This window comes from Nocardiopsis suaedae (genome assembly GCF_027706745.1).
Lineage (GTDB): Bacteria > Actinomycetota > Actinomycetes > Streptosporangiales > Streptosporangiaceae > Nocardiopsis_A > Nocardiopsis_A suaedae.
Genome location: NZ_JAQFWP010000034.1, coordinates 1 through 24,453, shown reverse-complemented (window position 1 = coordinate 24,453; position 24,453 = coordinate 1). Strand labels below are relative to the sequence as shown.

Genomic DNA, 24,453 nt, shown 5'->3' with positions numbered 1-24,453 from the left:
ACCCCAATGCCCAGCACCGACGTCACCATCGGCTCCGCCGTCGGCCTGCACGCCCGCCCGGCGAGCCTGTTCGTGCAGGCGGCCACCGCTACCGGCCTGCCCGTGACCATCGCCAAGGAGGGCGGCGCCCCGGTCGACGCCCGCAGCCTGCTGGCGGTCATGGCGCTGGGCGCCCGCCACGGCGACACGGTCACGCTCGCCGCCGAGGGCGAGGGGGCGGAGTCGGCCGTCGGCGAACTGTCCAGGATGCTCGCGAGCGACCTGGACGCCGAAGGCGCGTCCGCCTGACACGCGGGACCTCCCCTTCCCGCGTGCCGGAACGGGCCCGGACAGGATCCCCTGTCCGGGCCCGTTCTCCTGTCCTCCCGCGGAACCCCCCGGACCCCGGAGGCGTCCTAAGGCGCGGTGATCCCCCTCTGAAAGGCCGGCGTCCATGGTGGTCAAGCGTGTGCTCGCCCGGGCAGGACTCGTCGATCCGGTGAAGGTCGCCCTCGTGCTCGACCCGCCCGACGCCTACCCCGGCGGGCCCGCCCGGGGCCGTATCGAACTCGTCGGTGGACAGGCCGAGGCCCGCGTCACCGTCCTGGACCTGCGGCTGCGCACCCGCGCCTGGAGGGTCGACGGCGAAGGTGACAAGATCCTCGCCTCCGAGGTGTGGGGCACCTACGGGGTGGGCGGGGACGTCACTCTCGCGCCCCGGGAGGAGCGGGCCGTCCCCTTCACCTTTCCGCTGCCCCTCCAGGCGTCGCTGACCCACGCCTGGGGCGCGCCGCTGCCGGAGGCCGAGTTCAGCCTCATCGGCCGCGCGCGGCTCGCCTGGTCCCTGGACGCCACCGACACGGCGGACCTGCGCGTGCACCCGCTGCCGGTGCAGCAGGCCGTCCTGGACACCCTCCACGGCCTCGGGCTGCGCCCGTCCAACGCCCAGTCCACGCGCGGCACCTGGGACAGCAGGATCCAGGAGCTGGAGTTCCACCAGGTCCTGGAGTTCGAGCCCGGCCCCGGGTGCGCCGTCGACGCCAAGAGGGTCGAGCTGACCCTCCTGCCCGGCCCCGACTGGACCGGGGTGTACCTGAAGGTCCGCAGGGGCGGCCTGCTGCCGGGCAGGAAGGAGTCGCTGCGCCTCGACCTCCCGCCCGCCGGGACCATCGACCCGCACACCGCGCGGCGCATCTCCGCACTCGTGCACGGCGCCCTCGCCTGACCCGGACCGCATCCGGCCCCTGAGGAACTCCGTGCCCGGTCGGGGCGTCCCACCGGCGCCGAACCCTGATCTCCGTAAGGACGCCCATGGCCTACATGTACCTTCCCGCCTCCCCCGGCATCGGCGGTCCCCGCGTCGAGACCGTCCTGCCCAACCCCCACGTGCGCCCCGGTGAACAGGTCCACGGCCACGTCGACCTGGTGGGCGGCGCGGCCCCGGCCCACATCGGCCGCATCCTCCTGGGGGCGCGCGCCGGCGTCGAGGCGGAGAGCGACCGCCGCACCCCCGTGGACGCGGCGGCGGTCCAGCTGAGCGGGCCGTTCGTGCTCGCGCCCGGCGAGCACCGCCGGATCCCGTTCGCCTACCCGCTGAACGTCCAGGCGCCGCTCACCTTCGCCTGGGGGCACCCCCTGCGCGGCAGTGAGCTGGGCCTGAGCACGTTCGTCGAGATCGCCGGCGGGGTCCGTGCCACCGACCTCGACCCGCTGGCCGTGCACCCGCTCCCGGCCCAGCAGGCCGTCCTCGACGCGGTGGCGGGACTGGGCTTCGGGCTCATCGGGACCGACATGGAGCGCGGCGGCATCTCCGGTGTGCACCACGATGCGCCCTACCACCAGGAGTTCGAGTTCCGCCCCGGTCCGAACCACATCGGCCGCATGGAGGAGCTGGAGCTGGCGTTCGTCGCCGCCCCCCTCGGCGTGCTGGTGGTGCTGGAGGCCGACAAGCGCGGCAGCCTGCTGAGCGAGGGGGTGGACCGCCGCGGGGGCTTCCAGATCCCCCACCAGGCCGCCGACTACCGGCCGCAGGTCCACCAGCAGATCGAGGCGCTCCTAGGGGAGCGCCTGCTCTGAGGGGGCGGCCCGGGCGGCCTGAACCGGACCGCCGGGAACTCCGTGTCCCGGCCGTCCGTCCCACCGACGCGAACCCCTGTCTCCCCGAAAGGACCCCCATGGTCTTCAAGCGCCTCCTCGCCTCCGTCGGAATCGGCGGTCCCAGCATCGACACCGTCCTCGCCGACGCGAACGTGCGCCCCGGGGGACAGGTCCAGGGCCACATCGACCTGGAGGGCGGCGAGGTCGAGTCCCACATCAACCGCATCGCGCTGGAACTGCGCACCCGCGCCGAGGTGGAGACCGACGACGGAGAGGCCCGGACCACCGTGGACGCGGCGGCGGTCCAGCTGAGCGGGCCGTTCGTGCTCGCCCCCGGCGAGCGCCACCGCATCCCGTTCTCCTACCCGGTGAGCATCCAGGCGCCGCTCACCTTCGCCTGGGGGCGGTCCCTGCCCGGCAGCGAGCTGGGACTGCGCACGGACCTCGACATCGGCGGCGCCGTCGACGCGACCGACCTGGACCCGCTGGCCGTGCACCCGCTCCCGGCCCAGCAGGCCGTGCTCGACGCGGTCGCGGGCCTGGGCTTCTCGCTGATCCGCAGCGATGTGGAGCGGGGCCGCATCCGCGGCGCCCGCCAGGAGCTGCCCTACTACCAGGAGATCGAGTTCCGCCCCGGCCCGGACTACGCGGGCAAGATGAAGGAGCTGGAGCTGTCGTTCGTCGCCGACGCGGAGGGCGTGCTGGTGGTCCTGGAGGCCGACAAGCGCGGCGGCCTGCTGACCGAGGGGGTGGACCGCGTCGGCGGCTTCCGCATCCCGCACCAGGGCGGTGACGTCGGCGCGAAGGTCAAGCAGCAGATCGACAAGCTGGTGCAGCGCCGCTCGGGTCTGATGGGCGACCTGTTCGGCTGACGGTCGGCACCCCCGGCGATGATCCCGACGATCGCGCTGTCACAGCCGCGGCCGTGACAGCGGTCCTGTCGAGATCATCGCCGGAGCGCCGCCTCCAGGGCGGCGGAGCCGTCACAGGTACATCCCCGTCCGCCGGGCGGCCGCGCGGTCCGGCAGCACCGTGGGCACGTCCTGGGCGGTCAGTGCGCGCAGCACGCCGGGGTCGGCCAGGTCCTCCTCCGCGATGCGGGCCGCCTGGTTGCGGGCGGTCACCTCGAACACCGCCTGCGCCAGCCGCGCGTTCGCCGGCCCGGCGCTGCCGCCGTCCGCCGCGGCGCCCCCGGCCGCACGGTCCCGCGCCAGCAGGCTCCGCGCCGCCGCGGCGGCCCCCGCCTCCACCTGGAAGCCGGAGCGGTGCGCCCGGTCCGTGAAGACCGCCACCAGCTCCTCCACCGCCAGGTCGGGGAAGCGCAGCCGCCGGGTGAACAGCGCGCCCAGGCCGGGGCGCGCGTCCAGGAGGGCGGGCAGCTCGTCCGGGGCGCCGGAGGCCACCACCAGCAGGTCGCTGCGGTAGGCGCGGACCATCCGCACCAGAGCCTCGGCCGCCTCCTCGGCCGCGGCGCCGGAGGAGGGGCGCGGCAGCACCGTGTGCGCGTCCTCGATCAGCAGCACGCCCCCGGCGGCGGCCCGCACCGCGCTCTCCACCAGCGCCGTGCTCTGCCCGGGCAGCGTTCCGACCAGCCCTTCCCGCTCCACCGGCGCCACGTGGCCCGACGACAGCAGGCCGCGCCGGGCGCACACCGCCCCGGCCAGCTCGGCCACGGTCGTGCGGCCGGTGCCCGGGTTGCCGAGGAACACCATGTGGTCCAGGGCCCCGGGTGCGGTGATCCCGGCCCGGCGCCGGGCCTCCTCCACCCGGGCCCGCGCGTCCAGGGCGCGCAGCTCCCGCTTGGCGGGCTCCTGGCCCACCAGTTCCTCCAGGCGGGCGAGCGGGTCGGTCGGCGCGACCGCGCCCACGCGCGCGCCCGTCGTGGCGGGGATGTCGGCGGGGAGCAGCTCGCGCAGCTCCTCGGGCGGCCGGTCGGCCCCGTCGGTGATCCGCTCGGCCTGCAGGGCGGTGGCCCGCTCCAGCAGGTTGCGCACCAGGCGGGCGTTGCCGAACGCGCCGTCGCGCGGTGCGGCCGAAAGCAGCCGCCGCACCCGCTCCCCGGTGCCCGCGCCGACGGTGAACCCCGCCTCGTCGGCCATGTGCGCGAAGATCTCGGTGAGTTCCTCGTCGGTGTAGTCGGGGAAGCCCAGGTGCCGGGGGAAGCGGGAGGCGACGCCGGGGTTGGAGGCCAGAAAGCGCTCCATCTCCTTCTCGTAGCCCGCGACGACCACCACCAGGTCCTCCCGGTGGTCCTCCATCAGCTTCAGCAGCGTGGAGACGGCCTCGGGGCCGTAGTCGTTGCCCGAGTCGGACTGGCTGAGCGCGTAGGCCTCGTCGACGAACAGCACCCCGCCCAGGGCGCTGCGCACCGCCTGCTCCACCTTGGGCGCGGTCTGCCCGATGTACTCGCCGACCAGGTCGGCCCGGCCCACCTCCACCAGGTGCCCGGAGGCCAGCAGGCCCAGGTCGGCGTAGACCGCGCCGAGCATGCGGCCGACGGTCGTCTTGGCGGTGCCGGGGCTGCCGGTGAACACCATGTGCCGGGCGGGCGCCTCGACGGCCGCCCCGGCCTCGGCCCGGAGCCGGTCGGCGTGCGCCTCGGCCGCGTACAGCCGGATCTCCCGCTTGACCGCTTCCAGGCCGACCAGGGAGTCCAGGGCGGCCATCGGGTCGGTGCCCTCGGGGACGCCGCGCTTGCTCCCCACCAGGCCGATGCCCGCCTTGTCGGGGATGTCGTCGGCGGTCAGCACGAAGAGGGGGCGGGTGTCGCGCCGGCCGGGGAAGCCGGGCGCGGGAATCTCGTCGGCGTCGGCGAGCCGCCGGGCCTGTCGGGCCAGGGCGCGGTCGAGCAGCGCGCGGACCGTGTGGGCTCCGCCCGACCCGGCCCCGCCGCTGCGCCGCAGCGCGCGCTCGGCCTTGGCGGCCGCCTCCGGCTCCAGCTTGAGCCCGCCGCGGGCGGCCAGGGCCTCCACGATCCCCGCCAGGTCCCGCCCGGACGGGGCGGGGAACGACAGGCGGTGCGGGAAGCGGGCGGCCAGGCGCGGGTTGGCCGCCAGGAAGCGGCCCATCCGCTCGTCGGTGTCGGCGAGCACCACGACGAGGTCCTGGTGGTGCTCGTCCATCTCCCGGATGAGGGCGTTCACCGCGTCGTAGCCCAGGCTGCGGGCGGCGTCGGACTCGGTGAGCGCCGAGGCGCCGTCGATCAGCAGCACCCCGCCCAGCGCGCCCTTGACCACCTGGGCGACCTGGGAGGCCACGCCGCCCGCGTAGTCGGCGATCAGCTCGGAGCGGTCGGTCTCGACCACCCGCCCGGAGCGCAGGCGGCCGGTCTCGGCGCAGATGGAGGCGAGGATGCGCGCGGCGGCCGACTTGCCGGTGCCCGGGCCGCCGGTGAACACCGTGTTCCTGGGCGCCTTGGGGAAGTCCAGCGGCATGCGCCTGCGGGTCCGCTCGGCCTCGCACTCGGAGTGGATCCGGCGCAGCTCCTCCTTGACCTGCTCCAGGCCGACGAGGGCGTCCAGCTCTTCCAGTGCGGGCCGCTGACGGCCGGCCGCGGCCTTCTCGGGCGCGGCCTTCTCCGGAGCGGGCTCGCCGTCCCGGTCCTGCCCGGCTTCTCCGGCCGCCTCCTCGGCCGCCTCCCCCTCCGGCGCCTCCGGGACGGAGAACACGGAGCGCGGCCGGACGCAGAAGCGGTGCAGGTCGAACTGGAAGCCGAAGACCGGGAGCGGGGTCCCGGCGCTCGGCTTGCGCATCAGGTCGTCGTCGCCGGAGGCGAGCGCGACGGCGCACCGCGTGCCGTAGTCGAGCCAGGCGCGGCAGGTGTCGAAGTCCCCGGCCGCGGCGGCCTCCCACAGCCACACGCGGGCCCGGCGCTTGAAGGCCTCGGCGCTGAACCCCTCCTTCTCGCGGGCGAACAGGCGCGTCTGGTACTGGAACTCGTCGCGGTCCATCACGGTCGAGGCGACCGGGGGGACGCCGGGCAGCTCCAGGCCCAGGGCCATGGAGGTGAGCGTGTCGTAGGCGTCCGGCATGCCGTGGGCGATGTCCCCGAGCGTTTCGTGTGCCGCGGCGAACCGCTCGAACGCCCAGTTGAGGAACGTCTCGGGCGGGGCGAACTCGGGGGCGTCGGCGAAGTCGTGCGCGGTGATGTCGGCCGCCCAGGCGCGGCGCACCTCGCGCGGGGTGGCGGACAGGTCGAAGCGGTGCAGCTCGGGGTCGGCGGCGCGGCGGTCGAGCAGCCGCAGGATCGCGCGGCGGCGCGGCTCCCAGGGGGCGATGCCCTCGACGGCGTCCAGGACGTCCCGGAGCAGGGCCAGCACGGTCTCCCGGGACTCCGGGGTGCCCGCGACGTCCATCAGGCCGTAGAACGGCGGGATCTCCAGGTCGTCGAAGATCCAGCGGACGGGGTCGGTGTCGGGGGTGACGCCGCTGATGTGGTCGCGCATGAGCAGCGAGGGCAGGCAGGAGTGGCTGCCGGAGTTGATCCGCAGCGCACCGGAGACGCAGATCAGCGCGTCGAGGACGTCTCCGCCCAGGCGCCTGCGCCGCTCCTCGGAGGTGCCCCGGGGCGCGTCCGGGGGGAACTCCAGGCCGCGCTGGTCCGACATGACCAGGGACAGCAGGTCGGAGACCTTGGCGATGAGGTCCTCGGGGACCTGCCAGGGCCCGTATTCGTACACGTCGAGCACCGGCTCGTGGGTGAGCAGGGGTTCCAGGTGCTCGGGCAGGCGGATCGCCGGCAAACGCGCTCCTTCGCGGGGCTCGGGGGGTGGAGGGCACACGGGGCGCCGCCCCGCGTGCCGTGAGCATATGTCCCGGTTCCGACGCCCGGCGCGGGTTCACGGTTGCTTATCGTTTTTCGATAGCATCGAAAAACGATGGGGTGTGCGGAGGGGGGGGACCCACCATCCGCCGTGAGCTGGGGCGCCGTCCGGGGGGCCGGATCGGGCGCCGCCCCCGGCCGAATCACGAAAGACAACCCTGCTTTATTCCCCATTTGTCGGGCTCTAAAACAAAAACAAGTCCTCTTTGCTCCAATGTTTACGGTTCCGTTTCCGGGAAAAAATCACAGCGCCCTCGGAAAGCGGGCACCGGGTGAGAAATGAGGAGACGATGCCGACACTGCAGCCGGCCATGAAGGCCATCCGCCTCGTCGTCCCCGAACGCGAGGAGTTCGCCCCCATCCGCGACCTCGACGGCACCGTGACCCGGGTGGCGGCCCCGAAGGGCAGCTACCGGTTCCGACGCGGAGACGCGTCCTTCGAGTTCGAGACCACCGGCCGCACCGAGACCGCGGACGGTGTGAGCGCCGAGGTCTTCACCGCCCACCGGGCGGACGTCAAACTCCCCCTCGCCCGCGGGGCATAGCGCGAACGTGGGAATCGCCCGGCGGTCCCTGCGGCACGGCCGCGGGGGCCGCCGGATCGTGCTCCGGGGCCTCGGGCGCCTCCTCCGGCTCGGCCAGGCAGGACACGCGCTCGGTCAGCCAGCGGCCGAACGCGCGGGAGCGCGAACCGGCCGCCGTCGCCGTGAAACCGGAGGCCAGCTCCGGCGGGAGCGGCTCCTGTGGGCCCTCCTGCGCACTGTCGGGCGCGGACACCGTGCCGACCGGGGTGTACACCCCGCCCGCCGAGCGCACCAGGGCCGCGCCCCCCGCCACGTCCCACGGGTGCACGCCCAGGTTGCAGGCGGCGTCCGCGCGGCCTGCCGCCACCCAGGCCAGGGACAGCGCGGTGGAGTACACCCGCCGCACCTCGGCCCGGTCCAGCAGGTCGGCGAAGAACGCCAGCTCCCGCGCGCCCGCACGCCCCGGCAGCGGGATGTCGGTGAGCACCAGCGGCGTCGGCGCCCCCTCGGTCGCCGGAGGGCGGGCGGCCGTGCCCTGCTCCGCCCCGGTGCGCAGCGGCAGCCCCGGGCCGCCGGTGAAGCACTCGTTCCGGAAGACGTCGTAGACGCACCCGGCGACCAGGCGCCCCTGCACCGCGGCGCCCACCGAGATGCACGCGAACGGCAGCCCGCGCAGGAAGTTCCCGGTCCCGTCGATCGGGTCGACGAACCAGGTCACCCCGGCGGTCCCGGGGAGGCCGCCGCCCTCCTCGCCGACCACGGCCGAGCCCGGCACCGCCGAGCGCAGCGCCTCCGACAGGTACCGCTCCACCGCGGTGTCGGCGTCGGTCACCGGGTCGAACCGGCCTTTGGCGGCCACCGCGAGGCGGCCGTCGCCGGAGTCGGACAGGGCGCGCGCCGCCGAGCGCACGCACCGCTCGGCCGCCGCGGCCAGGCCGGCGGCGCGCCGGTGCGGTGCGGGGGCCGGGGCGGTCGGAGGGCACGCGGACGAGGGAGAAGACGACATGAGGGGGCCTCGCTTCAGGGGTTACTGCGAAGCGTACTTGGTTGGCTACCCTGCGTCATGCGGTTCCGGGGATCCGCCCTGCCGGTCGGCCGCCTCCACCTCCTCGCGGGAGATCCCCAGCAGGAACAGGATGGTGTCCAGGTAGGGCACGCTCACCGAGGTGTCGGCCTGCTCCCGCACCACCGGCTTGGCGTTGAACGCCACGCCCAGCCCGGCGGCGCGCAGCATGTCCAGGTCGTTGGCGCCGTCGCCGATGGCCACCGTCCGCGACAGCGGCACCCCGGCCTCGGCCGCGAACCCGCGCAGCGCCTCGGCCTTGCCCCCGCGGTCGATCACCGGGCCGACGAGGCCGCCGGTCAGCTTGCCGTCCACGACCTCCAGCGTGTTCGCCGCCGAGTAGTCCAGCCCGAGGCGGTCCACCAGGGCGTCGGTGATCTGCGTGAACCCGCCGCTGACGATCGCGAACTCATAGCCCAGCCGCTTCAGCGTGCGCACCAGGGTGCGCGCGCCGGCGGTCAGCACCAGCCGCTCGCGCACCGCGTCCATCGCCGAGGCGTCCAGCCCCTTCAGCAGCGCCACCCGGCGCCGCAGCGACTCCTCGAAGTCCAGGTCGCCGCGCATCGCCTCCTCGGTGACGCGGGCGACCTCCTCGGCGCAGCCCGCGTGCTCGGCCAGCAGCTCGATGACCTCCCCCTGGATCAGGGTGGAGTCGACGTCCATCACGATCAGGTGCTTGGCCCGCCGGTGCAGCCCCGACGGCTGCAGGGCCACGTCGATCTGCTGGGTGGCGGCCTCCATCGCCAGGTCGCCGCGGAGCGTCTCGGGGTCGGCCCCCGACACCTCCAGCTCGATCGAGGTCACCGGGTAGCTCGCCAGCCGCTCGATGCGCTCGATGTTGGCCCCCGCGCGGGCGATGCACGAGGTGATCGCCCCCAGCTGTCCGGGGCGCAGCGGGTCGGCCAGCAGGGTCATGTGCAGCCGGTCGTCGGCGGAGACGGTCACCCGGCCGTTGCCGGAGGTGAACTCGGCCTCCATCTCCAGGTCGATGGAGGTCTTCTCCACGGCGCTGCGGACCTCGTCGAAGACGCGGTCCCCGCTCACGCCGGGGGCGACGCCCTCGTCGACGGCGACGAGGGCGCCCAGGACGAGCCGGCCCCCGATGACGACCTGTTCCAGGTCGACGAGGGTCACCGGGAAAACGGAGAGGGTGGACAGAAGTCGTGCGCTCACGCCGGGGCGATCGCGACCGGTCACCGTTACCAGGAGAGTGGATTGCTCGTTCATCGCGTTCACAACGGTACTCGCCCCGCTCCCGGTCCCCGAGGGCAGGGCGGTGCCCCTGAAGCGGGAGTTCACCCGGTGTCCACCGGCCGGTCGCCCTCCGGAGCCGCCGGTTCTACGACTTCTTCTTCCTCTTGGGCTTCTTCGCCTTCACGTCGATCCCGCCGAACATGCAGGTCCCGGTGAGGCGGATCACCGGGGCGTTGGGGTCGGTGACCGCGTCCGTGCCGTGCAGGGAGGTGCCCCCGAAGATCGACGTGGTGCTGTTCACCACACGCACGCCGTGCGGGACGGTGATGTCCAGCCCCCCGCACAGCACCGCGCACTGCACGGTGACCTCGCGGCGGGTCAGCACCGCCTCCCGGAAGTCCAGCCCGACCCCGCCGAACATGGCCGACACGTTGGTGCGGGGCTCCACCAGCCAGCGGCCCTTGCGCTCGGCGCCGCCGAACACCGCGACGATGTTCTCCCGTCCCTGGCTCGCCGACGCCAGCCGCTCGGCCTCGGGGGAGGAGAACACGGGCGCCTCAGGCCCCTCGGACGGGGGCGGCAGGTCCCGCACGGTCTCGGCCAGCTCCCCCACGGTCTTGGCGCGGTAGAGGGCGTCCAGCCGGTCGGTGTGCTCGGCCGGGTCCAGCCGTCCCTCCGCCAGCGCCTCGCGCAGGCGCTCGGCCACGCGCTCGCGGTCGGCGTCCGAGGCGCGCATCTTCTCCGGCTCCATGGCCGCCGCCCTCCCCTGGGTGTCGGGTCCGTCGGCCGCGTCCTCCGCGTCGGCCGCCCCGATTCGGTATGTCGAATATGCCACGTCGGAGCCCCGCCCGTTCAGTCCTGCGCGCCGGGCCCGCGGGTCGTGACCGACACCGATCCGAGCAGCACCAGGCCGGTGATCTCCACGGTCGGCGCGTCCGGCCCGGCCGGCGCCGCCCCCGCGGTGTCGACCGACCCCAGGACGGCGTTCGCCCGGCTCACCACCCGAATCCCCGGCGGCACGACCAGCTCCACGCTGCCCAGCAGCACGGCGCACTGCAGCACCACCCGGGGGCCGGACAGCACCGCCTCGCGCATGTCCAGCTCGATGGAGCCGAGCACGTTCGAGGCGTTGGTGCGGGGCTCCACCAGCCAGCGGCCCGTGCGCTCGGCGGAGGCGAGCACCGCCACGATGTTCTCCGACCCCACGGAGGACCCGGCGGGGGCGGCCTCGGGCGCGGGCGCGGCCGCCGCTTCGGCGCCCCCGGGCAGGTCCTCGGTGAGGCGGGCGAGATCGCCCATGGTCGTGGCGGTGAAGGCCGAGTCCAGGCGCTCGCCGTACTCGGCGTGGTCGAGGCGGCCGTCTCCCAGCGCCTCCCCCAGGCGCCGGGCGGTGCGCTCGCGGTCGGCGTCGGAGGCGCGCAGCCCGGACGCGGTCGCGGTGGGGACGTCGTCGTTCATGACCACGAGTATCGTCCGTGAGGGGCCGCCGCGGGATCCGGTGGCGACCCTGGGGTTCCCCTGAGAGACGCCCTGAGGGGCCGAGCGCACGTGCTGAAGGACTGAGGAGAGCGATGGACGGCCAGGTGCTGCGGATGAGCGGGGCGGGGGTGCGCCGCGACGGCGCCGAGCTGCTGACCGGCGTCGACTGGACGGTCGAGGAGGACGAGCGCTGGGTGGTTCTGGGCCCCAACGGGGCGGGCAAGACCACGCTGCTCGCGCTCGCCGCGGTCGAGCAGCGGGCCACCGAGGGCGCCGTCGAGGTGCTGGGCGAGCCGGTCGACGGGGCCGACGCCACCGAGCTGCGGTCGATGGTGGGGTACGCGGGGTCCTCGGTGGCGAACCGGACGCCGGACTCCTCCGTCGTGCTCGACCTGGTGATGAGCGCGGCCTACGGGCTGCTGGGCCGGTTCGGCGAGGAGTACCGGACCCCCGACTTCGGGCGGGCCCGCGCGCTGCTGGCCCAGTGGGGCGTGCTGCACCTGGAGGACCGGCGGTTCGGCTCGCTGTCGGAGGGGGAGCGCAAGCGCGTGCTCATCGCGCGCTCGCTGATGGCCGACCCCGAGGTGCTGCTCCTCGACGAGCCCGCCGCCGGGCTGGACCTGGGCGGCCGGGAGGACCTGCTGCGCCGCCTGACCCGGCTGGCCGACAGCCTGGAGGCGCCGGCCCTGGTGGTCGTCTCGCACCACGTCGAGGAGATCCCGCCGGGGTTCACGCACGGGCTGCTGCTGCGGGAGGGCCGGGTGGTGGACGCCGGGCCGCTGGAGTACGTCATGAACGCCGACAGCCTGGGCGAGACCTTCGGGCTTCCGCTGAAGGTGGAGCGCGACGGCGACCGGTGGAGCGCCCGGGCGGTGTGAGGGCGCGCGGGCGCCGTGGGGCCGCCGGGAATGGTGTGACGGAAAGCGGTATGCGGGGAACCGTCCCATACGGTCGGCCGCAATAGGGCGACCGGGGAATTCCGTGCGCCCTTCCTGTCCGTATACGGCCAGGTAAGGCGGGTTTGTGCGCTGGTGAAAGGTGTTCTTCCGAAAGCGGGGGCGTTGCTCGGGTTTTATGATCGCGGCGAAGCCCCCTGACCGCCCCGCTGAGGAGAGCCGGAGCCGCCCCGATGCTTGCCATTGTCCTCATCCTCCTGGTCTTCGTGGCGATCCTGCTCGTCATCGGATGGCGCAGCGTCTGCATCGTCCCGCAGTCGATGGTGTACGTCGTCGAGCGCTTCGGCCGGCACCACCGGGACCTGAAGTCCGGGTTCAACATCGTCGTCCCGTTCGTCGACCACATCCGCGAGCGCATCGACATGCGCATCCAGGTCGTCAGCTTCCCGCCGCAGGCCGCCATCACCCAGGACAACCTGTCGGTGAACGTGGACACCGCCGTCTACGTCAAGGTCACCAACCCCTACAACGCCACCTACAAGGTCGCCAACTTCATCCAGGCGGTCGAGCAGCTCGCCTCGGCCACGCTGCGCAACGTGGTCGGCGGCATGGAGCTGGAGCAGACCCTCACCTCCCGGGACCAGATCAACCGGGAGCTGCGCTCGGTGCTGGACGAGGCCACCGAGGAATGGGGGATCGAGGTCAGCCGCGTGGAGCTGAAGGCCATCGAGCCGCCGGAGTCGGTGCAGGAGGCGATGGAGAAGCAGATGCGCGCCGACCGCGACAAGCGGGCCGAGATCCTCACCGCGGAGGGCCAGAAGCAGTCGGCGATCCTGCGCGCCGAAGGTGAGCAGTCGGCGGCCGTGCTCACGGCGAAGGGCAACGCCGAGGCGGAGATGATCAACGCCAAGGCCGAGGCCGACGCGAAGACCCTGCGGGCGCGCGGTGAGGCCGACGCCATCCAGATGGTGTTCAAGGCGCTGCGCAGCGGCGAGGTCGACAAGGACATGCTCGCTTACAGCTATTTGCAGAAGCTTCCCGAGATCGCCCGCGGCGACGCCAACAAGGTGTGGATCGTCCCGTCGGAGATGTCCAAGGCCATGGAGGGCATCGGCGACGCGTTCGGGCGGTTCCGCTTCGAAGGGCAGGAGGGCCCAGAGTCCGGGGGGCCGTCGAGAGGCGACTGAGGCCGCCGGGGGATCGCGGCCGGGAACAGGGTGTGCCGCCGGCCGGGGGGGTCGGCGGCTCCCTCGTTCTCCGCGGTCGTTCTCGTCCTTCCTCGGTGGTCGGGGGAAGGAGGCGGGTTACCGGACGCCCGCCCCGGTCCGTTCATAGCGGCGGCGGGCGCTGTCGAGCAGGTCCCACCAGGAAGAGACGTCCGGACGGCGGCGCAGCAGCGCGCGGCGCTCGCGTTCGGTCATCCCGCCCCAGACGCCGTACTCGACCCGGTTGTCGAGCGCCTCGGCCAGGCATTCGGTGCGCACCGGGCATCCCCGGCAGATCAGTTTCGCGCGGTTCTGGGCGGCGCCCTGGACGAACAGCGCATCGGGGTCGGTATCGCGGCAGTTCGCCTGCAGGCTGAGATCAGCGGTCCACATGTTGCCCCACTCCCAAGATCAGACATGTGTCGTGGTCGTGCCGACGGGCGCGTCGTCGGCGACGCGGGGAAAGGGCGGACGGGCCGAGTGGCGGGACGCTCGAACCCCGGACCGGCGTGCACACCGGCCCCTCCCGGGGATCGGTCCCTTTTCGGCGCGCGGTGCCCCTCCTCACCGCTGCGGTCGAAACTACGGACCGTGGCGTGGAACCGACAGGCCCCATTCGGCCCATTTCTGAAATAGTCCGTGTGGGTCATAGCCAGATCGGGGGTCCATCACCTCGGGTCGGCACATTGTGACGGAGCGCGGTCGGCGCCGGTGGGGGTGATCACCGGGAAGTGATGTAAGTCACTCCAGCTCAGAGGGGTTTCGGGCCTCCCATTCCGGGGCCGGAGGCGGGGCCGGGCGACGGCGGTGCGGTCACGGTGTGTAGATTGTATGCAGTCCGTAACTCCGGTGCGGGCACCCCCTGTCCCCGAACGTCCCCGAACGAAGGCCGCCGATGGAAGTCTGGGAAGCCCTCGCCGTCCTGGCGGCGGGGATCGGTGCGGGCGCCGTGAACGCGGTGGTGGGTTCCGGGACCCTCTTCACCTTCCCGGTCCTCCTCGCGCTCGGCTACCCGCCGATCACCGCGACCGTCTCCAACAGCATCGGGCTGGCCCCCGGATCGCTCAGCGGCGCCCTGGGGTACCGCAGGGAGCTGCGCGGCCAGCGCGGCCGGGTGCTCCGCCTCGGCGTGATGTCCCTGTTCGGGGCGCTCGGCGGCGGCGTCCTGCTGGTCACCCTGCCCTCCGGGGTGTTCGAGCGGGTGGTGCCGGTGCTCATCGCCGGGGCGTGCCTGCTGATCATCCTGCAGCCGAAGATCTCCGCCTGGGCGCGCAAGCGGCGCCCGGCCAAGCCCGACGGCGGCCGGCTCCTGCCGCTGGGCGTGCTCGGCGCGGGCGTCTACGCCGGGTACTTCGCGGCCGCCCAGGGCATCGTCCTGATGAGCCTGCTCGGCACCGCCATGGACGACGACGTGCAGCGGCTCAACGCGCTCAAGAACTGCCTGGCGTTCATCGTCAACGCCACCGCGGCCGTCTTCTACATCTTCTTCGCCTCGCCGGCCTGGGGAGCGGTCGCGCTCATCGCGGCGGGCTCGGTCCTGGGCGGCTACGCGGGCGCGAGCCTGGGGCGGCGGCTCAAACCTGTCGCGCTGCGCGGGCTGATCGTGGCCGTGGGGCTCAGCGCCGCCGTGCAGCTGCTGATCGAGTGGTGAGAACCGGGGGAGCGGGCGCCTGAGGGGCGGCGGCCCGGCTCCCCCGGACGGGCCTCACCCGCGGGAGAAGTACCCCCGCCGGTCGGCGTCCTCGACCAGCGCCGAGGCGTAGGCGCCGAGCGCCTCCGACCCCTCCGCGATGATCTTGACCTTGTCCATGACCTGGGCGCGGGTCACGCCGTGCCGCACCCAGGTGCCGCCCTCGGTGTGCCAGTTCGCCAGCATCGGCGCGAGGCGGTCGATCGCCTTGGCGAAGCGCGCGTCGGGCGTACGGCGGGCCTCGAACTCGTCCCACAGCGTGCGCGCCCGCGCGGCCTGGTCCTCGGGCAGCAGCGCGAAGATCCGGTCGGCGGCGGCGCGCTCGCGCTCCGCCTGAGTGCTCTGTCCTTCCGTGTCGTAGAGGAAGGTGTCACCGGCGTCGATCTCGACGATGTCGTGCAGCACCAGCATCTCCACGACGCGGTCCACGTCGGCCCCCTCGGGGGCGTACTCGGCGAACACCCGGGCGGCGAGCGACAGGTGCCAGGAGTGCTCGGCGGCGTTCTCCCTCCGGGCCCCGTCGACCAGCATGTTCCGCCGGAGAATGCGCTTGAGCTTGTCCGTCTCCAGGAAGAACCGGAGCTGGGACGTGAGTCGTTCGTGGTCGACCCCGCCGGCGAACACCGGTGCCGGTTCCGTCACGTAAGTCGCCCTCCTAGATGATGTCGGGTGGACACTGGGGGATAGCGTCGGACGCCCGGCGCCGCTCGGGGAACGCTCCCCCATGGAACGGGCGCGGGCTGACGCGGCGGAGACCACGGGGGGAGCCGGTATGGAGCGACGGGTGAACGCACGGACACGCCTCCTCGTCGTCGGGGGCGACGCGGCGGGCATGAGCGCGGCCTCGCAGGCGCGCCGCCGGATCGGCCCCGACGGGCTGGAGATCGTGGCCTTCGAGCGCGGTGCCCACACGTCCTATTCCGCCTGCGGCATCCCCTACCTGGTCGGGAAAACCGTAGCCGGTCCCGAGGACCTCGTGGCCCGGGACCCCGCGACTTTCCGCCGCGACCACGCCATCGACGTGCGTACCGGAACCGAGGTGCGCGCGATCGATCCGGACCGCCGGACGGTCGAGGCGGTCGGCCCGGACGGGCGGGTGTCCACCGAGCCCTTCGACCACCTGATGGTGGCCACCGGCGCCGTGCCCAGGCGTCCCGGCCTTCCCGGGGACCAGGCCGAAGGGGTGTTCGGGGTGCAGACCCTGGACGACGGCATCGCCGTCACGGCCTACCTGGAGGAGCGGCGGCCCAAGCGTGCGGTGGTCGTCGGGGGCGGCTACATCGGCCTGGAGATGGCCGAGGCGTTCGCCCTGCGGGGGATGGAGGTGACGGTCATCACCTCGGGGTCCGAGCCGATGGCGACCCTGGACCCGGACATGGGCACCCTGGTGCACCGGGCGATGACGGAGATGGGCATCGACGTGCGCACGCGGGAGCGGGTGAGCGCGATCGAGTCGGAGGGCGGCCGGGTGTCGGCGGTCGTGACCCCCGAGGGCGCCTACCCCGCCGACGTCGTGGCGCTGGGCCTGGGCGTCCGGCCCGCGAGCGACCTCGCGCGCGACGCGGGCCTGGAGACCGGCCCGTCGGGCGGCATCGTGGTGGACGCGCGCATGCGCACCTCCCACGAGGGGGTGTGGGCCGCCGGGGACTGCGTGGAGAACTTCCACCGGATCAGCAGGGCTCCGGTGGCCATCGCCCTGGGCACCCACGCCAACAAGCAGGGCCGCGTCGCGGGCATCAACATCGGCGGCGGCTACGCCCGCTTCGAGGGGGTGCTGGGCACCGCCATCACGAAGGTGTGCGACCTGGAGGTGGCCCGCACCGGCCTGGGCGAGGCGGAGGCCGAGGAGGCGGGCTTCGCCTACGAGACGGTCACCGTGGAGTCCACGACCCGCGCCGGGTACTACCCGGGCGCGACGTGGATGACGGTCAAGCTGCTCGCCGAGCGCCGCAGCGGCCGCCTGCTGGGCGGCCAGATCGTGGGCCGGGAGAACTCCGGCAAGCGCGTGGACGTGCTCGCGACCGCGCTGTGGAACGGCATGGACGCGGAGGCCGTGAGCGGGATGGACCTGAGCTACGCCCCGCCGTTCTCCCCGGTGTGGGACCCGGTCCTGATCGCGGCGCGGAAGCTGTCCGAGAAGCTCGCCGGCTGACGGGAGGCGGGGCCGGCGCTCAGGGCTTCGGGACCCGGGCGAGCATCTCGTCGACCGACCACTGGTCGTCGGCGTGGGCGCCGTACTTCACCGCCAGGATCCGCCCGTCCGGGGCGATGAGGAGGTCGGCGGGCAGGCCCAGCACGCCGCCCGGCGGGAGGCGCTCCGGTGTCGGCCAGGGGCGCTTCTGCAGGAGCAGCCGGACGGCGTGGAAGTCCGCGCGCGCGATCCCCGGCCAGGCGCCCGGGGAGAGGAGCGAGCGCGGGCCCGACTCCACGCCGTACGCCGTGTAGAGCTCCCTGCCGGGGTCGGCCACGAGCGTGAACGGGGCGCTCTCGGCGTACGCGCGCAGGCCGTCGGCGGTCGAGTGGAACACGGCGACCGCGCGCACCCCCGCTGCCTCGATGTCGGCGTGGCGTCGGGTGAACGAGTGCAGGTGCAAGTGGCAGATCGGGCACCCGACGAACCGGCGGAACTGCAGGTGGACGATGCGGTCGGGGTCGGGGAGTGACACGTGCTCACCGGTGGCGGATGTCGGCGCGGCCTCGGGGGCGGTGTCGCCGACCGCCAGGCGGGCGGAACGGGAGGCGGCCATGGGGAGAGTCCTCACGTAGGTGTAGCGCATACGCCTACGAACGTAGGCGCGTACCTTGTACGCGCATAGGGCCCGGGGGCGGAGAGCCCGGGGCTCCGCTACTGCTCCGACAGGTGCCGGTGGAACCACTCCGTCAGCGCCCGGTCGGCCAGGACACCGCCCGGGGTGGGCGGACCCGGCTGGAGACCGGGTTCGGGGCCCAGCGTGTGCGCCAGGTCGGGGACGACCGCGTGCCGCACCCGCTCGGGGCCGGTGTAGGGGGCCAGCGCGGTGCAGAGCCCGCGGCCGTGGTCCGGCGGGACCACCTCGTCCTGGCCGCCGCTCACCACCAGGACCGGGGGGATCTGCCTGCGGGCCGCCATGTCGGAGACGCGGCCGGCGACGTCCAGCCGGAGCGCCGCGTCGCGGGCCTCCTCGGTCCAGGCGTAGGGCGCCCCGGTGCGGCGCTCGCGGGCGGCGATCACCCGCTGCGGCGCGGTGACCGGGTTGACCACGCCCACCGCGGCCACCGGCAGGTCGGACTCGGCCAGCGCCAGCATCGCCGCCGCCCCTCCGGCGCCCACCCCCATCAGCCCCACCGGGCCGTCGACCACGGGAAACCGCGTGGCGAGCTCCGCGGCGGCCGCGTGCAGCTCGTTTCCGGCCTGCTCCACCACCGGCGCGTACAGGTGCAGCAGGTAGTCGGCGCGCCCCAGCTCGTTGACGGCGGCGACGCCGCCCTCGGGCAGGCGGGCGCCGAACATCGGCAGGCCCAGGTAGACGCGCCACGCCGGGAGCGAGGCCAGCGGCAGCGTCCCCGCCAGGGCGGTCTCCCCGCGCGGCGGCTCGAACGCGTGCAGCGCCAGCACCAGCGGGGCGTGCGGCCCACCGATCGCGGGCGGGACCGCGAGGAACGGCACCCCGGCCGCTGTGCCCGCCACCGGGCCCGGGGCCGGTCCGGCCGCGGGTGATACTGCGGTTTCGGTGTGCGTCAACGAGGGCTCCTCCCGTCGGTGTGCGCCGCCCCGTGCCCGCGGCGCCGGTGCGCCGCGGCCCCGGGTCCCGGCTCAGGCGAAGTGTCGGCCCAGATAGCACCGGAGCATCAGCTTGGCCTCGGAGATCAGGTCGGGGTCCCCGTCGGGGTCGGCGCGGAAGGCCAGTTTGAGCACCGCGTCGGCGGCCTCCACGGCGACGGTGACGGCGCGGTCCAGGCGCTCGCTCTCCTCGGCCCCGGCCACGGTGGTGAGCAGCTCGCGCAGGCGGGCGGCGATCACGCCGTTGTTGTCGGAGGCGGTGTCGAGGAGGCGCACGTCCACGACGTCGCCGAAGTGCAGGCTGCGGAAGCCCGGGACATTGCGGTGCATGTCCAGGTACTCGTCGATGATGACATCGACGGCCTCGCTCCAGTGATCGAACCCCCCGTTCTTGAGGCGGTCGGCCACCCGGTGGCTGAACATGTCGAGGTAGCGCAGGACCAGCGCCTGGGTGATGGCCTTCTTGTCGGGGAAGAACTGGTAGACCGATCCGATGGCGACGCCCGCGCGTTCGGCGATGCGCGTGGTGGACAGTCCGCTGTACCCGCCCTCGTCCAGGAGTTCGGCGCAGGCGTCCAGCATCCGCTGGACGCGCGCCATGCTGCGCTGCTGGGCGGGCCGCCGGCGCAGCGGAGCGTGCGCGAGCGCGGGCTCGACGGCGATGGAACTGCGGGAAGTAGTCATCACATCCCTATGATGCCTTTCCGGAATCAAATGGTTCCCGTAATATTCCGGGTTCGTGCCCTGCGAATGCGCAGGCGGCGAATTGGCCGAATCCGGCCGCTGCCGGGGGGTGTGTTACCCGTGGTGCGGCTGGTAGAGGGGGTGGTCCGGTGCAGGCAGGCGGTCCCGGTGGGGCGCCCGTGTTCCCGCCCGGGTTCCTCTGGGGCGTGGCGACCTCCGCCCACCAGGTCGAAGGCGGTGCCGACGCGCGCGGCCGGTCGGTCTGGGACGCCTTCGCCGCGGAGCCCGGCCGGATCCGCGACGGCGCCACCGCCGCGGTGGCGTGCGACCACTACCGCCGGTCCGACGAGGACACCGAGCTGCTTCGCCGCCTTGGGGTAAGCGCTTACCGGCTGTCGTTGTCCTGGCCCCGGATCCAGCCCGGAGGGCGCGGCCCGGCCGACGCCGCCGGGCTGGACTTCTACGACCGGCTCGTCGACGGCCTCCTCGCGGCCGGGATCGAACCGGTCCCCACGCTCTACCACTGGGACCTGCCCCTCCCCCTAGAGGAACGGGGCGGGTGGCTCGCCAGGGAGACGGCCGACCGCTTCGCCGACTACACGCAGGCGGCGGTCGGCCGCCTCGGCGACCGGGTGCGGCGGTGGATCACCCTCAACGAGCCGTTCGTGCACATGGCGTTCGGGTACGCGTTCGGTGTGCACGCCCCCGGCAAGGCGCTGATGACCGGTGCGCTGCCCGCCGGGCACCACCAGCTCCTCGCGCACGCGCGCGCGTCGGCGGTCCTGCGCGCGACCGGCCGCACGGTGCTACTGACGAACAACCTGACGCCGGTCGAGCCCATGGCGGGCGGCCGGGGCACCTACGGGCACGGGGACGGGAACATGGACCGGGTGGAGGACCCGGACCTCCAGGCGGCGCGCGCCTACGACGCCCTGCACAACCGCATGTTCCTCGACCCGCTGCTGCTGGGCGGGTACCCGGATCTCGGCTCCTACGCCCCCGGCGGCCGGACGCCCCTGGACGACGCGGTCCTGCCCGGCGACCTCGACGAGATCCACGGGTCGGCGGACGCCCTGGGCGTGAACTACTACAACCCGACCGTCGTCGCGGCCCCCGAGCCGGGCGGCGGCCTTCCGTTCGCCCTGCCGCCGTACACCGGCCGCCACCCTGGGACGCCGACCACCGCCTTCGGGTGGCCGGTCGTCCCCCGAGGGCTGTACGACCTGCTCACCGGCCTGCACCGTCGCTACGGCGACCGGCTGCCCCCGCTCTACATCACCGAGAACGGGTGCTCCCGCGACGACGCCCCGGACGCGGACGGGCGCGTCGCCGACCCCGAGCGCTGCGCCTACCTGGAGGGCCACCTCCACGCGCTCGCCGACGCCGTCGCCGACGGGGTCGACGTGCGCGGCTACTTCGCCTGGTCGCTCCTGGACAACTTCGAGTGGGCCGAGGGGTACACGCAGCGCTTCGGCCTCGTCCACGTCGACTTCGACACGGGGCGGCGGACGCCCAAGGACTCCTACGCCTGGTACCGGGCGTGGATCGAGGGCCGACGGACCCCGACCGGCGGCGGCCCGGCCGCCGGTACCGGCACGGACACCGACACCGACACCGACCAGAGCAACCCGACCCCGACCCGAAGGAATCAGCCATGACGGGGATGCCCGAGGACACCACCGAGGCGGCGCTCGACCGCGTGATGGAGGCGGCGGCCGCGGCCGCCCCCGAGGTCGCGGCGATGCGCCCGGCCGACCGCGCCGCCGTGCTGCGGGCGGCCGCCGACGCCCTCGACGGGGCGGCCGAGGAGCTGGTGCCCATCGCCATGGAGGAGAGCCGCCTGCCCGAGGCGCGCTGCCGCAACGAACTCGGGCGCACCACCTTCCAGCTGCGCTTCTTCGCCGACCACGTCGAGGAGGGGCGCTACCTGGAGGCGTCGATCGACCGCCCCGACGGGCAGTGGGGCATGGGGCCGCGGCCGGACGTGCGGCGGATGCTGGTGCCGCTGGGGCCGGTGGTCGTGTTCGGCGCGAGCAACTTCCCGTTCGCCTTCAGCACCGCCGGCGGGGACACCGCGTCGGCGCTGGCGGCCGGGTGCCCCGTCGTCGTCAAGGCGCACCCCGGGCACCCGCGTCTGGCGCGCCGCACGGGCGAGGTCGTCGCCGACGCGCTCACCAAGGCGGGCGCGCCCGAGGGCGTGTTCGCGGTCGTCTACGGGCAGGAGACCGGGCGCAGGGCGGTGCTGCACCCGAAGGCGCGGGCCGTGGGCTTCACGGGGTCGATCCCCGGCGGGCGGGCACTGTTCGACCTGGCGGCGTCGCGGCCCGACCCCATCCCGTTCTACGGGGAGCTGGGCAGCGTCAACCCGGTGTTCGTGACCCGCGCGGCCATGGCGGCGCGCGGCGGGGAGATCCTGGAGGGCTACGCCGGGTCGTTCACCATGGGCGCGGGGCAGTTCTGCACCAAGCCGGGCGTGCTGCTGGTGCCGAGCGAGGCCGACGTGGCGCCGTTGGTGGACGACGTGCGCGGACGCGCGGCGGCGGAGCTGCTGAACGACCGGGTCGAGTCGGGGTTCAGCTCCGGGCTGGAGCGGCTGAGCGGGCGTTCGGACGTGGAGGTCCTGGTCGAAGGGGCGCAGCGGGGCGACGGGTGGACGCCGTCGCTGCTGAGGACCGACATCGACGCGCTGCTCGCCGACCCCGAAGGGCTGTTGGAGGAGTGCTTCGGCCCGGCGTCGCTGGTGGTGACGTACGACGACGAGGAGCGGCTGCTGGAGGCGGCCGCGGCGCTCCAGGGGCAGCTCACCTCGACGGTGCAGGGCGAGGAGGGCGACGCGGTCGCGCCCGGGCTGCTGGCGTCCCTGTCCGAGCACGCGGGGCGCGTGCTGTGGAACGGGTGGCCGACGGGCGTGTCGGTGACCTACGCGATGCACCACGGCGGGCCGTACCCGGCGTCGACGTCGCTGCACACGTCGGTGGGGACGACGGCCGTCCGCAGGTTCCTCCGGCCGGTGGCGTACCAGTCGGTGCCGGACACGCTGCTGCCCGAGGCACTGAAGGATGAGAACCCGCTGGACATCCCCCGGCTGGTGGACGGCCGACCGGAGTAAACGGACGATGCGCCCCTCCGTCGTTGATCTCGGGGAAAACGCCCCTAAAACCGCGCCGGTAGCGTCGCTTTTCCCGAGATCAACGGGGATCCGCAGGGCCTAGGCGCCGTCGCCCGCCTGCTCAAGGAGCTCGTTCGTGCGCTGCAGGACGCGGAGCTGTGCCGGGTTGTACAGCTCCGCCGCCGCGTGCGCCAGGGCGCTCTTGGCGAGCTCGGCGCCTCGGGGCGAGTCCGCCGTCGGGTCGACCGCCGACGGATTCCTCTCCCGCGCCCGGCGGACCGCCGGCGCCATGCGTTCGGCGAGGCGGTCGATCGCGGCGTCGTCCGCATCCGCGGGGAGGTGGTCGAACTCGTCTTCGGTCTCGTCCCGGTCGGCCAGTGCCCGGCGGAACGCCTCCAGGGTCTCCTCGCTGAAGATCGTCGAGTAGACCATGAGCAGTGACCGTTTGGCCTCGGAGAGGTCCCGGGAGACGGGGGCGAATGCGGGCGGTACCTCGGGCAGCGCCCGGTGGCGCAGGAGCACGGCGAGTTCCGCGCGTATACGGGTGAGCCGTTCGATCGTCGCCTCCAGCTCGGCGTCCAGGACGCGGATCGCCTCGTCCGGCTCCTCGTCGGCGTGCTGCATGGCCGCGATCTGCGCGAGAGGGACCCCCAGGTCGCTCAGCCGCTTGATCTGCACCAGCCGGACCAGGTGCGCCACGCCGTACTGCTTGTACCCGTTGGAGGCGCGTTCGGGAACGTCGAGCAGCCCGATCTCGTGGTAGTGGCGGACGGCCTTCACCGTCGTCCCGGCGAGTTCGGCGAGCTGCCGAGTGCTCCACGCCATTGCCTGCTCCCCCGTTCGCGGTCCTGCCCTGCCCTGGAAGAAGTCCACACCATGCCCCGAGGGCAGGGTCAATCGGCGGGCCCACTGAGGTCAGTCGGCGACCAGCGGCGGAACCAGGTAGAGGATCTCGAAGGCCTCGTAAAAGGCGCCGACGACGAGCAGCACCAGCGCGGGCAGGCACACCCAGCCGAGCTGCCGGAGACCGAGGACGTACCCCTGGCGGCGGTTCCGGGCGCCGACGGCCGCCGGGCGGAGCCAGGCCCTGCCCAGGAGGTAGACGCCGAGCATGACGAGGGCGTAGGCCTGGAACTCGATGAGGAGCGTCAGGGAGTGCGGGATCAGGGTCTTCGCGACGGTCGCATCGATCGGGGCGAGGGCCACGCCAAAGAAGAACGCCTTGTAGGCGAAGAGGGCGATGCCGACGAAGGGCACGATCAGCGAGGGCAACAGGATGGTCAGGCCGGCGGCCGTGAACGTGTTGACGGCGAGGATGGTCAGGCTGAACAGCCAGAAGTTGTCCAGCAGCGACGTGACCTGATCCGCCGTCCCGTCTTCCTGCATGGACGCCATGTGCGAGGCGTGCAGGTCGGGGAAGAGCAGGGCCGCCCCCATGCCGAGGAAGAACGGGCCGAAGATGATCGCGTTCATGACGAGGTAGGCGCCGAGGTTCGCGCGGACGATCCGGAGGGGTTCGCGGAGGACGTGCATGGGTGGGTCCCGTCTTTCGGTCGGGGCGGGTCGCGACCCACTTCAGGCCATGCCCCGAGGGCAGGGTCAAGCGGGCGGCGGCACACCCCGGCGGCACACCCCGGCGGCACGACCGGTCGGCTCCGCGTTGGCCGAGGTGGCGCCCTGCCTTGAGGAGCGGCCTGTGACGGGCGCCACGCCCCGTGTGCTTGGGGCCAGCGCGGATCCTGCGCGGGTCCGGGCGTCTCGAGGACGAGCCGCCCGGACCTGTGCCCAGGGCTCGGGGCCGCTTCGTGGAGTGGGTGAGCGCCTTCCTTCCTCCTTGCCGCTCAGCCGATGAGGCCGATGGCGTAGGCGGTCAGGAGCATGCCGAGCACGGTGCATGCGTGCCGGGTGGTCTCCCAGCGGCGGGCGGATTCGTCGAGGGGGCCGGGGCGCC

The 24,453-nt window shown here is 73.7% G+C and carries 23 protein-coding genes; 11 read left to right on the top strand and 12 right to left on the bottom strand.

Annotated elements, in window-relative coordinates:
* The first annotated feature begins 6 nt into the window (after nucleotides 1-6).
* The 4 genes from O4U47_RS17890 to O4U47_RS17875 all read left to right on the top strand — a co-directional run bounded on the left by O4U47_RS17890 (nucleotide 7) and on the right by O4U47_RS17875 (nucleotide 2,948).
* Complete coding sequence (locus O4U47_RS17890) at nucleotides 7-288, top strand: HPr family phosphocarrier protein (RefSeq protein ID WP_270679030.1); 282 nt, start codon at nucleotides 7-9, stop codon at nucleotides 286-288.
* Between the two features lie 145 nt (nucleotides 289-433).
* Nucleotides 434-1,204, top strand: coding sequence for a sporulation protein (locus tag O4U47_RS17885; protein WP_270679029.1), 771 nt, complete (start codon nucleotides 434-436; stop codon nucleotides 1,202-1,204).
* Between the two features lie 86 nt (nucleotides 1,205-1,290).
* Entirely contained in the window at nucleotides 1,291-2,055 is a 765-nt protein-coding gene (locus tag O4U47_RS17880) for a sporulation protein (RefSeq protein ID WP_270679028.1), read from the top strand.
* Nucleotides 2,056-2,153: 98 nt separating this feature from the next.
* A complete protein-coding gene (locus tag O4U47_RS17875) occupies nucleotides 2,154-2,948 on the top strand; it encodes a sporulation protein (protein WP_270679027.1) in 795 nt (264 codons plus the stop codon).
* 111 nt (nucleotides 2,949-3,059) lie between these two features.
* Here O4U47_RS17875 and O4U47_RS17870 read toward each other — a convergent pair whose 3' ends face one another.
* A complete protein-coding gene (locus O4U47_RS17870) occupies nucleotides 3,060-6,818 on the bottom strand; it encodes an AAA family ATPase (protein ID WP_270679026.1) in 3,759 nt (1,252 codons plus the stop codon).
* Between the two features lie 370 nt (nucleotides 6,819-7,188).
* Between O4U47_RS17870 and O4U47_RS17865 the strand changes: the two genes are divergently transcribed.
* Nucleotides 7,189-7,443 (top strand): hypothetical protein, encoded by a 255-nt coding sequence (locus O4U47_RS17865; protein ID WP_017626350.1) that lies wholly within the window; start codon nucleotides 7,189-7,191, stop codon nucleotides 7,441-7,443.
* Here O4U47_RS17865 and O4U47_RS17860 read toward each other — a convergent pair.
* From O4U47_RS17860 to O4U47_RS17845, 4 genes are all read right to left on the bottom strand, one after another.
* Nucleotides 7,415-8,428, bottom strand: coding sequence for an inositol monophosphatase family protein (locus tag O4U47_RS17860; RefSeq protein WP_270679025.1), 1,014 nt, complete (start codon nucleotides 8,426-8,428; stop codon nucleotides 7,415-7,417). The two genes, O4U47_RS17865 and O4U47_RS17860, sit on opposite strands and share 29 nt — an antisense overlap.
* A gap of 45 nt (nucleotides 8,429-8,473) precedes the next feature.
* On the bottom strand, nucleotides 8,474-9,712 hold the full coding sequence (gene serB / locus O4U47_RS17855) for a phosphoserine phosphatase SerB (RefSeq protein WP_270679024.1): 1,239 nt from the start codon (nucleotides 9,710-9,712) through the stop codon (nucleotides 8,474-8,476).
* 112 nt (nucleotides 9,713-9,824) lie between these two features.
* A complete protein-coding gene (locus tag O4U47_RS17850; protein ID WP_270679074.1) occupies nucleotides 9,825-10,430 on the bottom strand; it encodes a DUF1707 SHOCT-like domain-containing protein in 606 nt (201 codons plus the stop codon).
* 101 nt (nucleotides 10,431-10,531) lie between these two features.
* Nucleotides 10,532-11,137 (bottom strand): DUF1707 SHOCT-like domain-containing protein, encoded by a 606-nt coding sequence (locus O4U47_RS17845; protein WP_270679023.1) that lies wholly within the window; start codon nucleotides 11,135-11,137, stop codon nucleotides 10,532-10,534.
* Nucleotides 11,138-11,250: 113 nt separating this feature from the next.
* On the opposite strand from O4U47_RS17845, the gene O4U47_RS17840 reads away from it, so the two are divergent.
* Both O4U47_RS17840 and O4U47_RS17835 read left to right on the top strand, forming a co-directional pair.
* Nucleotides 11,251-12,036, top strand: a complete 786-nt coding sequence (locus O4U47_RS17840) for an ABC transporter ATP-binding protein (protein ID WP_270679022.1) — start codon at nucleotides 11,251-11,253, stop codon at nucleotides 12,034-12,036.
* A 251-nt stretch (nucleotides 12,037-12,287) separates the two neighbouring features.
* Nucleotides 12,288-13,241, top strand: a complete 954-nt coding sequence (locus O4U47_RS17835; RefSeq protein WP_270679021.1) for an SPFH domain-containing protein — start codon at nucleotides 12,288-12,290, stop codon at nucleotides 13,239-13,241.
* A 117-nt stretch (nucleotides 13,242-13,358) separates the two neighbouring features.
* Here the strand turns inward: O4U47_RS17835 and O4U47_RS17830 are convergent, their stop codons facing one another.
* Nucleotides 13,359-13,652 (bottom strand): WhiB family transcriptional regulator, encoded by a 294-nt coding sequence (locus O4U47_RS17830; RefSeq protein ID WP_270679020.1) that lies wholly within the window; start codon nucleotides 13,650-13,652, stop codon nucleotides 13,359-13,361.
* Nucleotides 13,653-14,154: 502 nt separating this feature from the next.
* On the opposite strand from O4U47_RS17830, the gene O4U47_RS17825 reads away from it, so the two are divergent.
* Entirely contained in the window at nucleotides 14,155-14,910 is a 756-nt protein-coding gene (locus tag O4U47_RS17825; protein ID WP_270679019.1) for a sulfite exporter TauE/SafE family protein, read from the top strand.
* 54 nt (nucleotides 14,911-14,964) lie between these two features.
* Here the strand turns inward: O4U47_RS17825 and O4U47_RS17820 are convergent, their stop codons facing one another.
* On the bottom strand, nucleotides 14,965-15,591 hold the full coding sequence (locus O4U47_RS17820) for an HD domain-containing protein (RefSeq protein ID WP_270679018.1): 627 nt from the start codon (nucleotides 15,589-15,591) through the stop codon (nucleotides 14,965-14,967).
* A 142-nt stretch (nucleotides 15,592-15,733) separates the two neighbouring features.
* Here O4U47_RS17820 and O4U47_RS17815 point away from each other — a divergent pair, with 142 nt between their 5' ends.
* A complete protein-coding gene (locus O4U47_RS17815) occupies nucleotides 15,734-17,101 on the top strand; it encodes an FAD-dependent oxidoreductase (RefSeq protein ID WP_270679017.1) in 1,368 nt (455 codons plus the stop codon).
* A 19-nt stretch (nucleotides 17,102-17,120) separates the two neighbouring features.
* On the opposite strand, the gene O4U47_RS17810 is transcribed toward O4U47_RS17815, so the two are convergent.
* From O4U47_RS17810 to O4U47_RS17800, 3 genes are all read right to left on the bottom strand, one after another.
* A complete protein-coding gene (locus O4U47_RS17810) occupies nucleotides 17,121-17,696 on the bottom strand; it encodes a peroxiredoxin-like family protein (protein WP_270679016.1) in 576 nt (191 codons plus the stop codon).
* 98 nt (nucleotides 17,697-17,794) lie between these two features.
* Nucleotides 17,795-18,670, bottom strand: a complete 876-nt coding sequence (locus O4U47_RS17805) for a prolyl oligopeptidase family serine peptidase (protein ID WP_270679015.1) — start codon at nucleotides 18,668-18,670, stop codon at nucleotides 17,795-17,797.
* Nucleotides 18,671-18,742: 72 nt separating this feature from the next.
* Nucleotides 18,743-19,309: a TetR/AcrR family transcriptional regulator gene (locus tag O4U47_RS17800; RefSeq protein ID WP_270679073.1), complete on the bottom strand. Its 567-nt coding sequence runs from the start codon at nucleotides 19,307-19,309 to the stop codon at nucleotides 18,743-18,745.
* Nucleotides 19,310-19,542: 233 nt separating this feature from the next.
* Here O4U47_RS17800 and O4U47_RS17795 point away from each other — a divergent pair, with 233 nt between their 5' ends.
* A complete protein-coding gene (locus tag O4U47_RS17795) occupies nucleotides 19,543-21,051 on the top strand; it encodes a GH1 family beta-glucosidase (RefSeq protein ID WP_270679014.1) in 1,509 nt (502 codons plus the stop codon).
* Nucleotides 21,048-22,502, top strand: coding sequence for an aldehyde dehydrogenase (NADP(+)) (locus tag O4U47_RS17790; protein ID WP_270679013.1), 1,455 nt, complete (start codon nucleotides 21,048-21,050; stop codon nucleotides 22,500-22,502). Before O4U47_RS17795 ends, O4U47_RS17790 begins: the two co-directional genes overlap by 4 nt.
* A 99-nt stretch (nucleotides 22,503-22,601) precedes the next feature.
* Here the strand turns inward: O4U47_RS17790 and O4U47_RS17785 are convergent, their stop codons facing one another.
* Nucleotides 22,602-23,327 carry a helix-turn-helix domain-containing protein gene (locus O4U47_RS17785; RefSeq protein WP_270679012.1) on the bottom strand — a complete coding sequence of 242 codons (726 nt, stop codon included), beginning with the start codon at nucleotides 23,325-23,327 and terminating at the stop codon, nucleotides 22,602-22,604.
* A 90-nt stretch (nucleotides 23,328-23,417) separates the two neighbouring features.
* Nucleotides 23,418-24,035: a stage II sporulation protein M gene (locus O4U47_RS17780; protein WP_270679011.1), complete on the bottom strand. Its 618-nt coding sequence runs from the start codon at nucleotides 24,033-24,035 to the stop codon at nucleotides 23,418-23,420.
* Between the last annotated feature and the right edge of the window lie 418 nt (nucleotides 24,036-24,453).

Excerpts from the sequence above, each read along its gene's own strand:
- O4U47_RS17880 (WP_270679028.1), top strand. The coding sequence starts at position 1,291 with ATGGCCTACATGTACCTTCCCGCCTCCCCCGGCATCGGCGGTCCCCGC.
- O4U47_RS17780 (WP_270679011.1), bottom strand. The coding sequence starts at position 24,035 with ATGCACGTCCTCCGCGAACCCCTCCGGATCGTCCGCGCGAACCTCGGC.
- O4U47_RS17830 (WP_270679020.1), bottom strand. The coding sequence starts at position 13,652 with ATGTGGACCGCTGATCTCAGCCTGCAGGCGAACTGCCGCGATACCGAC.
- O4U47_RS17845 (WP_270679023.1), bottom strand. The coding sequence starts at position 11,137 with ATGAACGACGACGTCCCCACCGCGACCGCGTCCGGGCTGCGCGCCTCC.
- O4U47_RS17835 (WP_270679021.1), top strand. The coding sequence starts at position 12,288 with ATGCTTGCCATTGTCCTCATCCTCCTGGTCTTCGTGGCGATCCTGCTC.
- O4U47_RS17850 (WP_270679074.1), bottom strand. The coding sequence starts at position 10,430 with ATGGAGCCGGAGAAGATGCGCGCCTCGGACGCCGACCGCGAGCGCGTG.
- O4U47_RS17875 (WP_270679027.1), top strand. The coding sequence starts at position 2,154 with ATGGTCTTCAAGCGCCTCCTCGCCTCCGTCGGAATCGGCGGTCCCAGC.
- O4U47_RS17800 (WP_270679073.1), bottom strand. The coding sequence starts at position 19,309 with ATGGCGCGCGTCCAGCGGATGCTGGACGCCTGCGCCGAACTCCTGGAC.
- O4U47_RS17825 (WP_270679019.1), top strand. The coding sequence starts at position 14,155 with ATGGAAGTCTGGGAAGCCCTCGCCGTCCTGGCGGCGGGGATCGGTGCG.
- O4U47_RS17785 (WP_270679012.1), bottom strand. The coding sequence starts at position 23,327 with ATGGCGTGGAGCACTCGGCAGCTCGCCGAACTCGCCGGGACGACGGTG.
- O4U47_RS17790 (WP_270679013.1), top strand. The coding sequence starts at position 21,048 with ATGACGGGGATGCCCGAGGACACCACCGAGGCGGCGCTCGACCGCGTG.
- serB (WP_270679024.1), bottom strand. The coding sequence starts at position 9,712 with ATGAACGAGCAATCCACTCTCCTGGTAACGGTGACCGGTCGCGATCGC.
- O4U47_RS17810 (WP_270679016.1), bottom strand. The coding sequence starts at position 17,696 with ATGGCCGCCTCCCGTTCCGCCCGCCTGGCGGTCGGCGACACCGCCCCC.
- O4U47_RS17865 (WP_017626350.1), top strand. The coding sequence starts at position 7,189 with ATGCCGACACTGCAGCCGGCCATGAAGGCCATCCGCCTCGTCGTCCCC.
- O4U47_RS17885 (WP_270679029.1), top strand. The coding sequence starts at position 434 with ATGGTGGTCAAGCGTGTGCTCGCCCGGGCAGGACTCGTCGATCCGGTG.
- O4U47_RS17860 (WP_270679025.1), bottom strand. The coding sequence starts at position 8,428 with ATGTCGTCTTCTCCCTCGTCCGCGTGCCCTCCGACCGCCCCGGCCCCC.
- O4U47_RS17890 (WP_270679030.1), top strand. The coding sequence starts at position 7 with ATGCCCAGCACCGACGTCACCATCGGCTCCGCCGTCGGCCTGCACGCC.
- O4U47_RS17840 (WP_270679022.1), top strand. The coding sequence starts at position 11,251 with ATGGACGGCCAGGTGCTGCGGATGAGCGGGGCGGGGGTGCGCCGCGAC.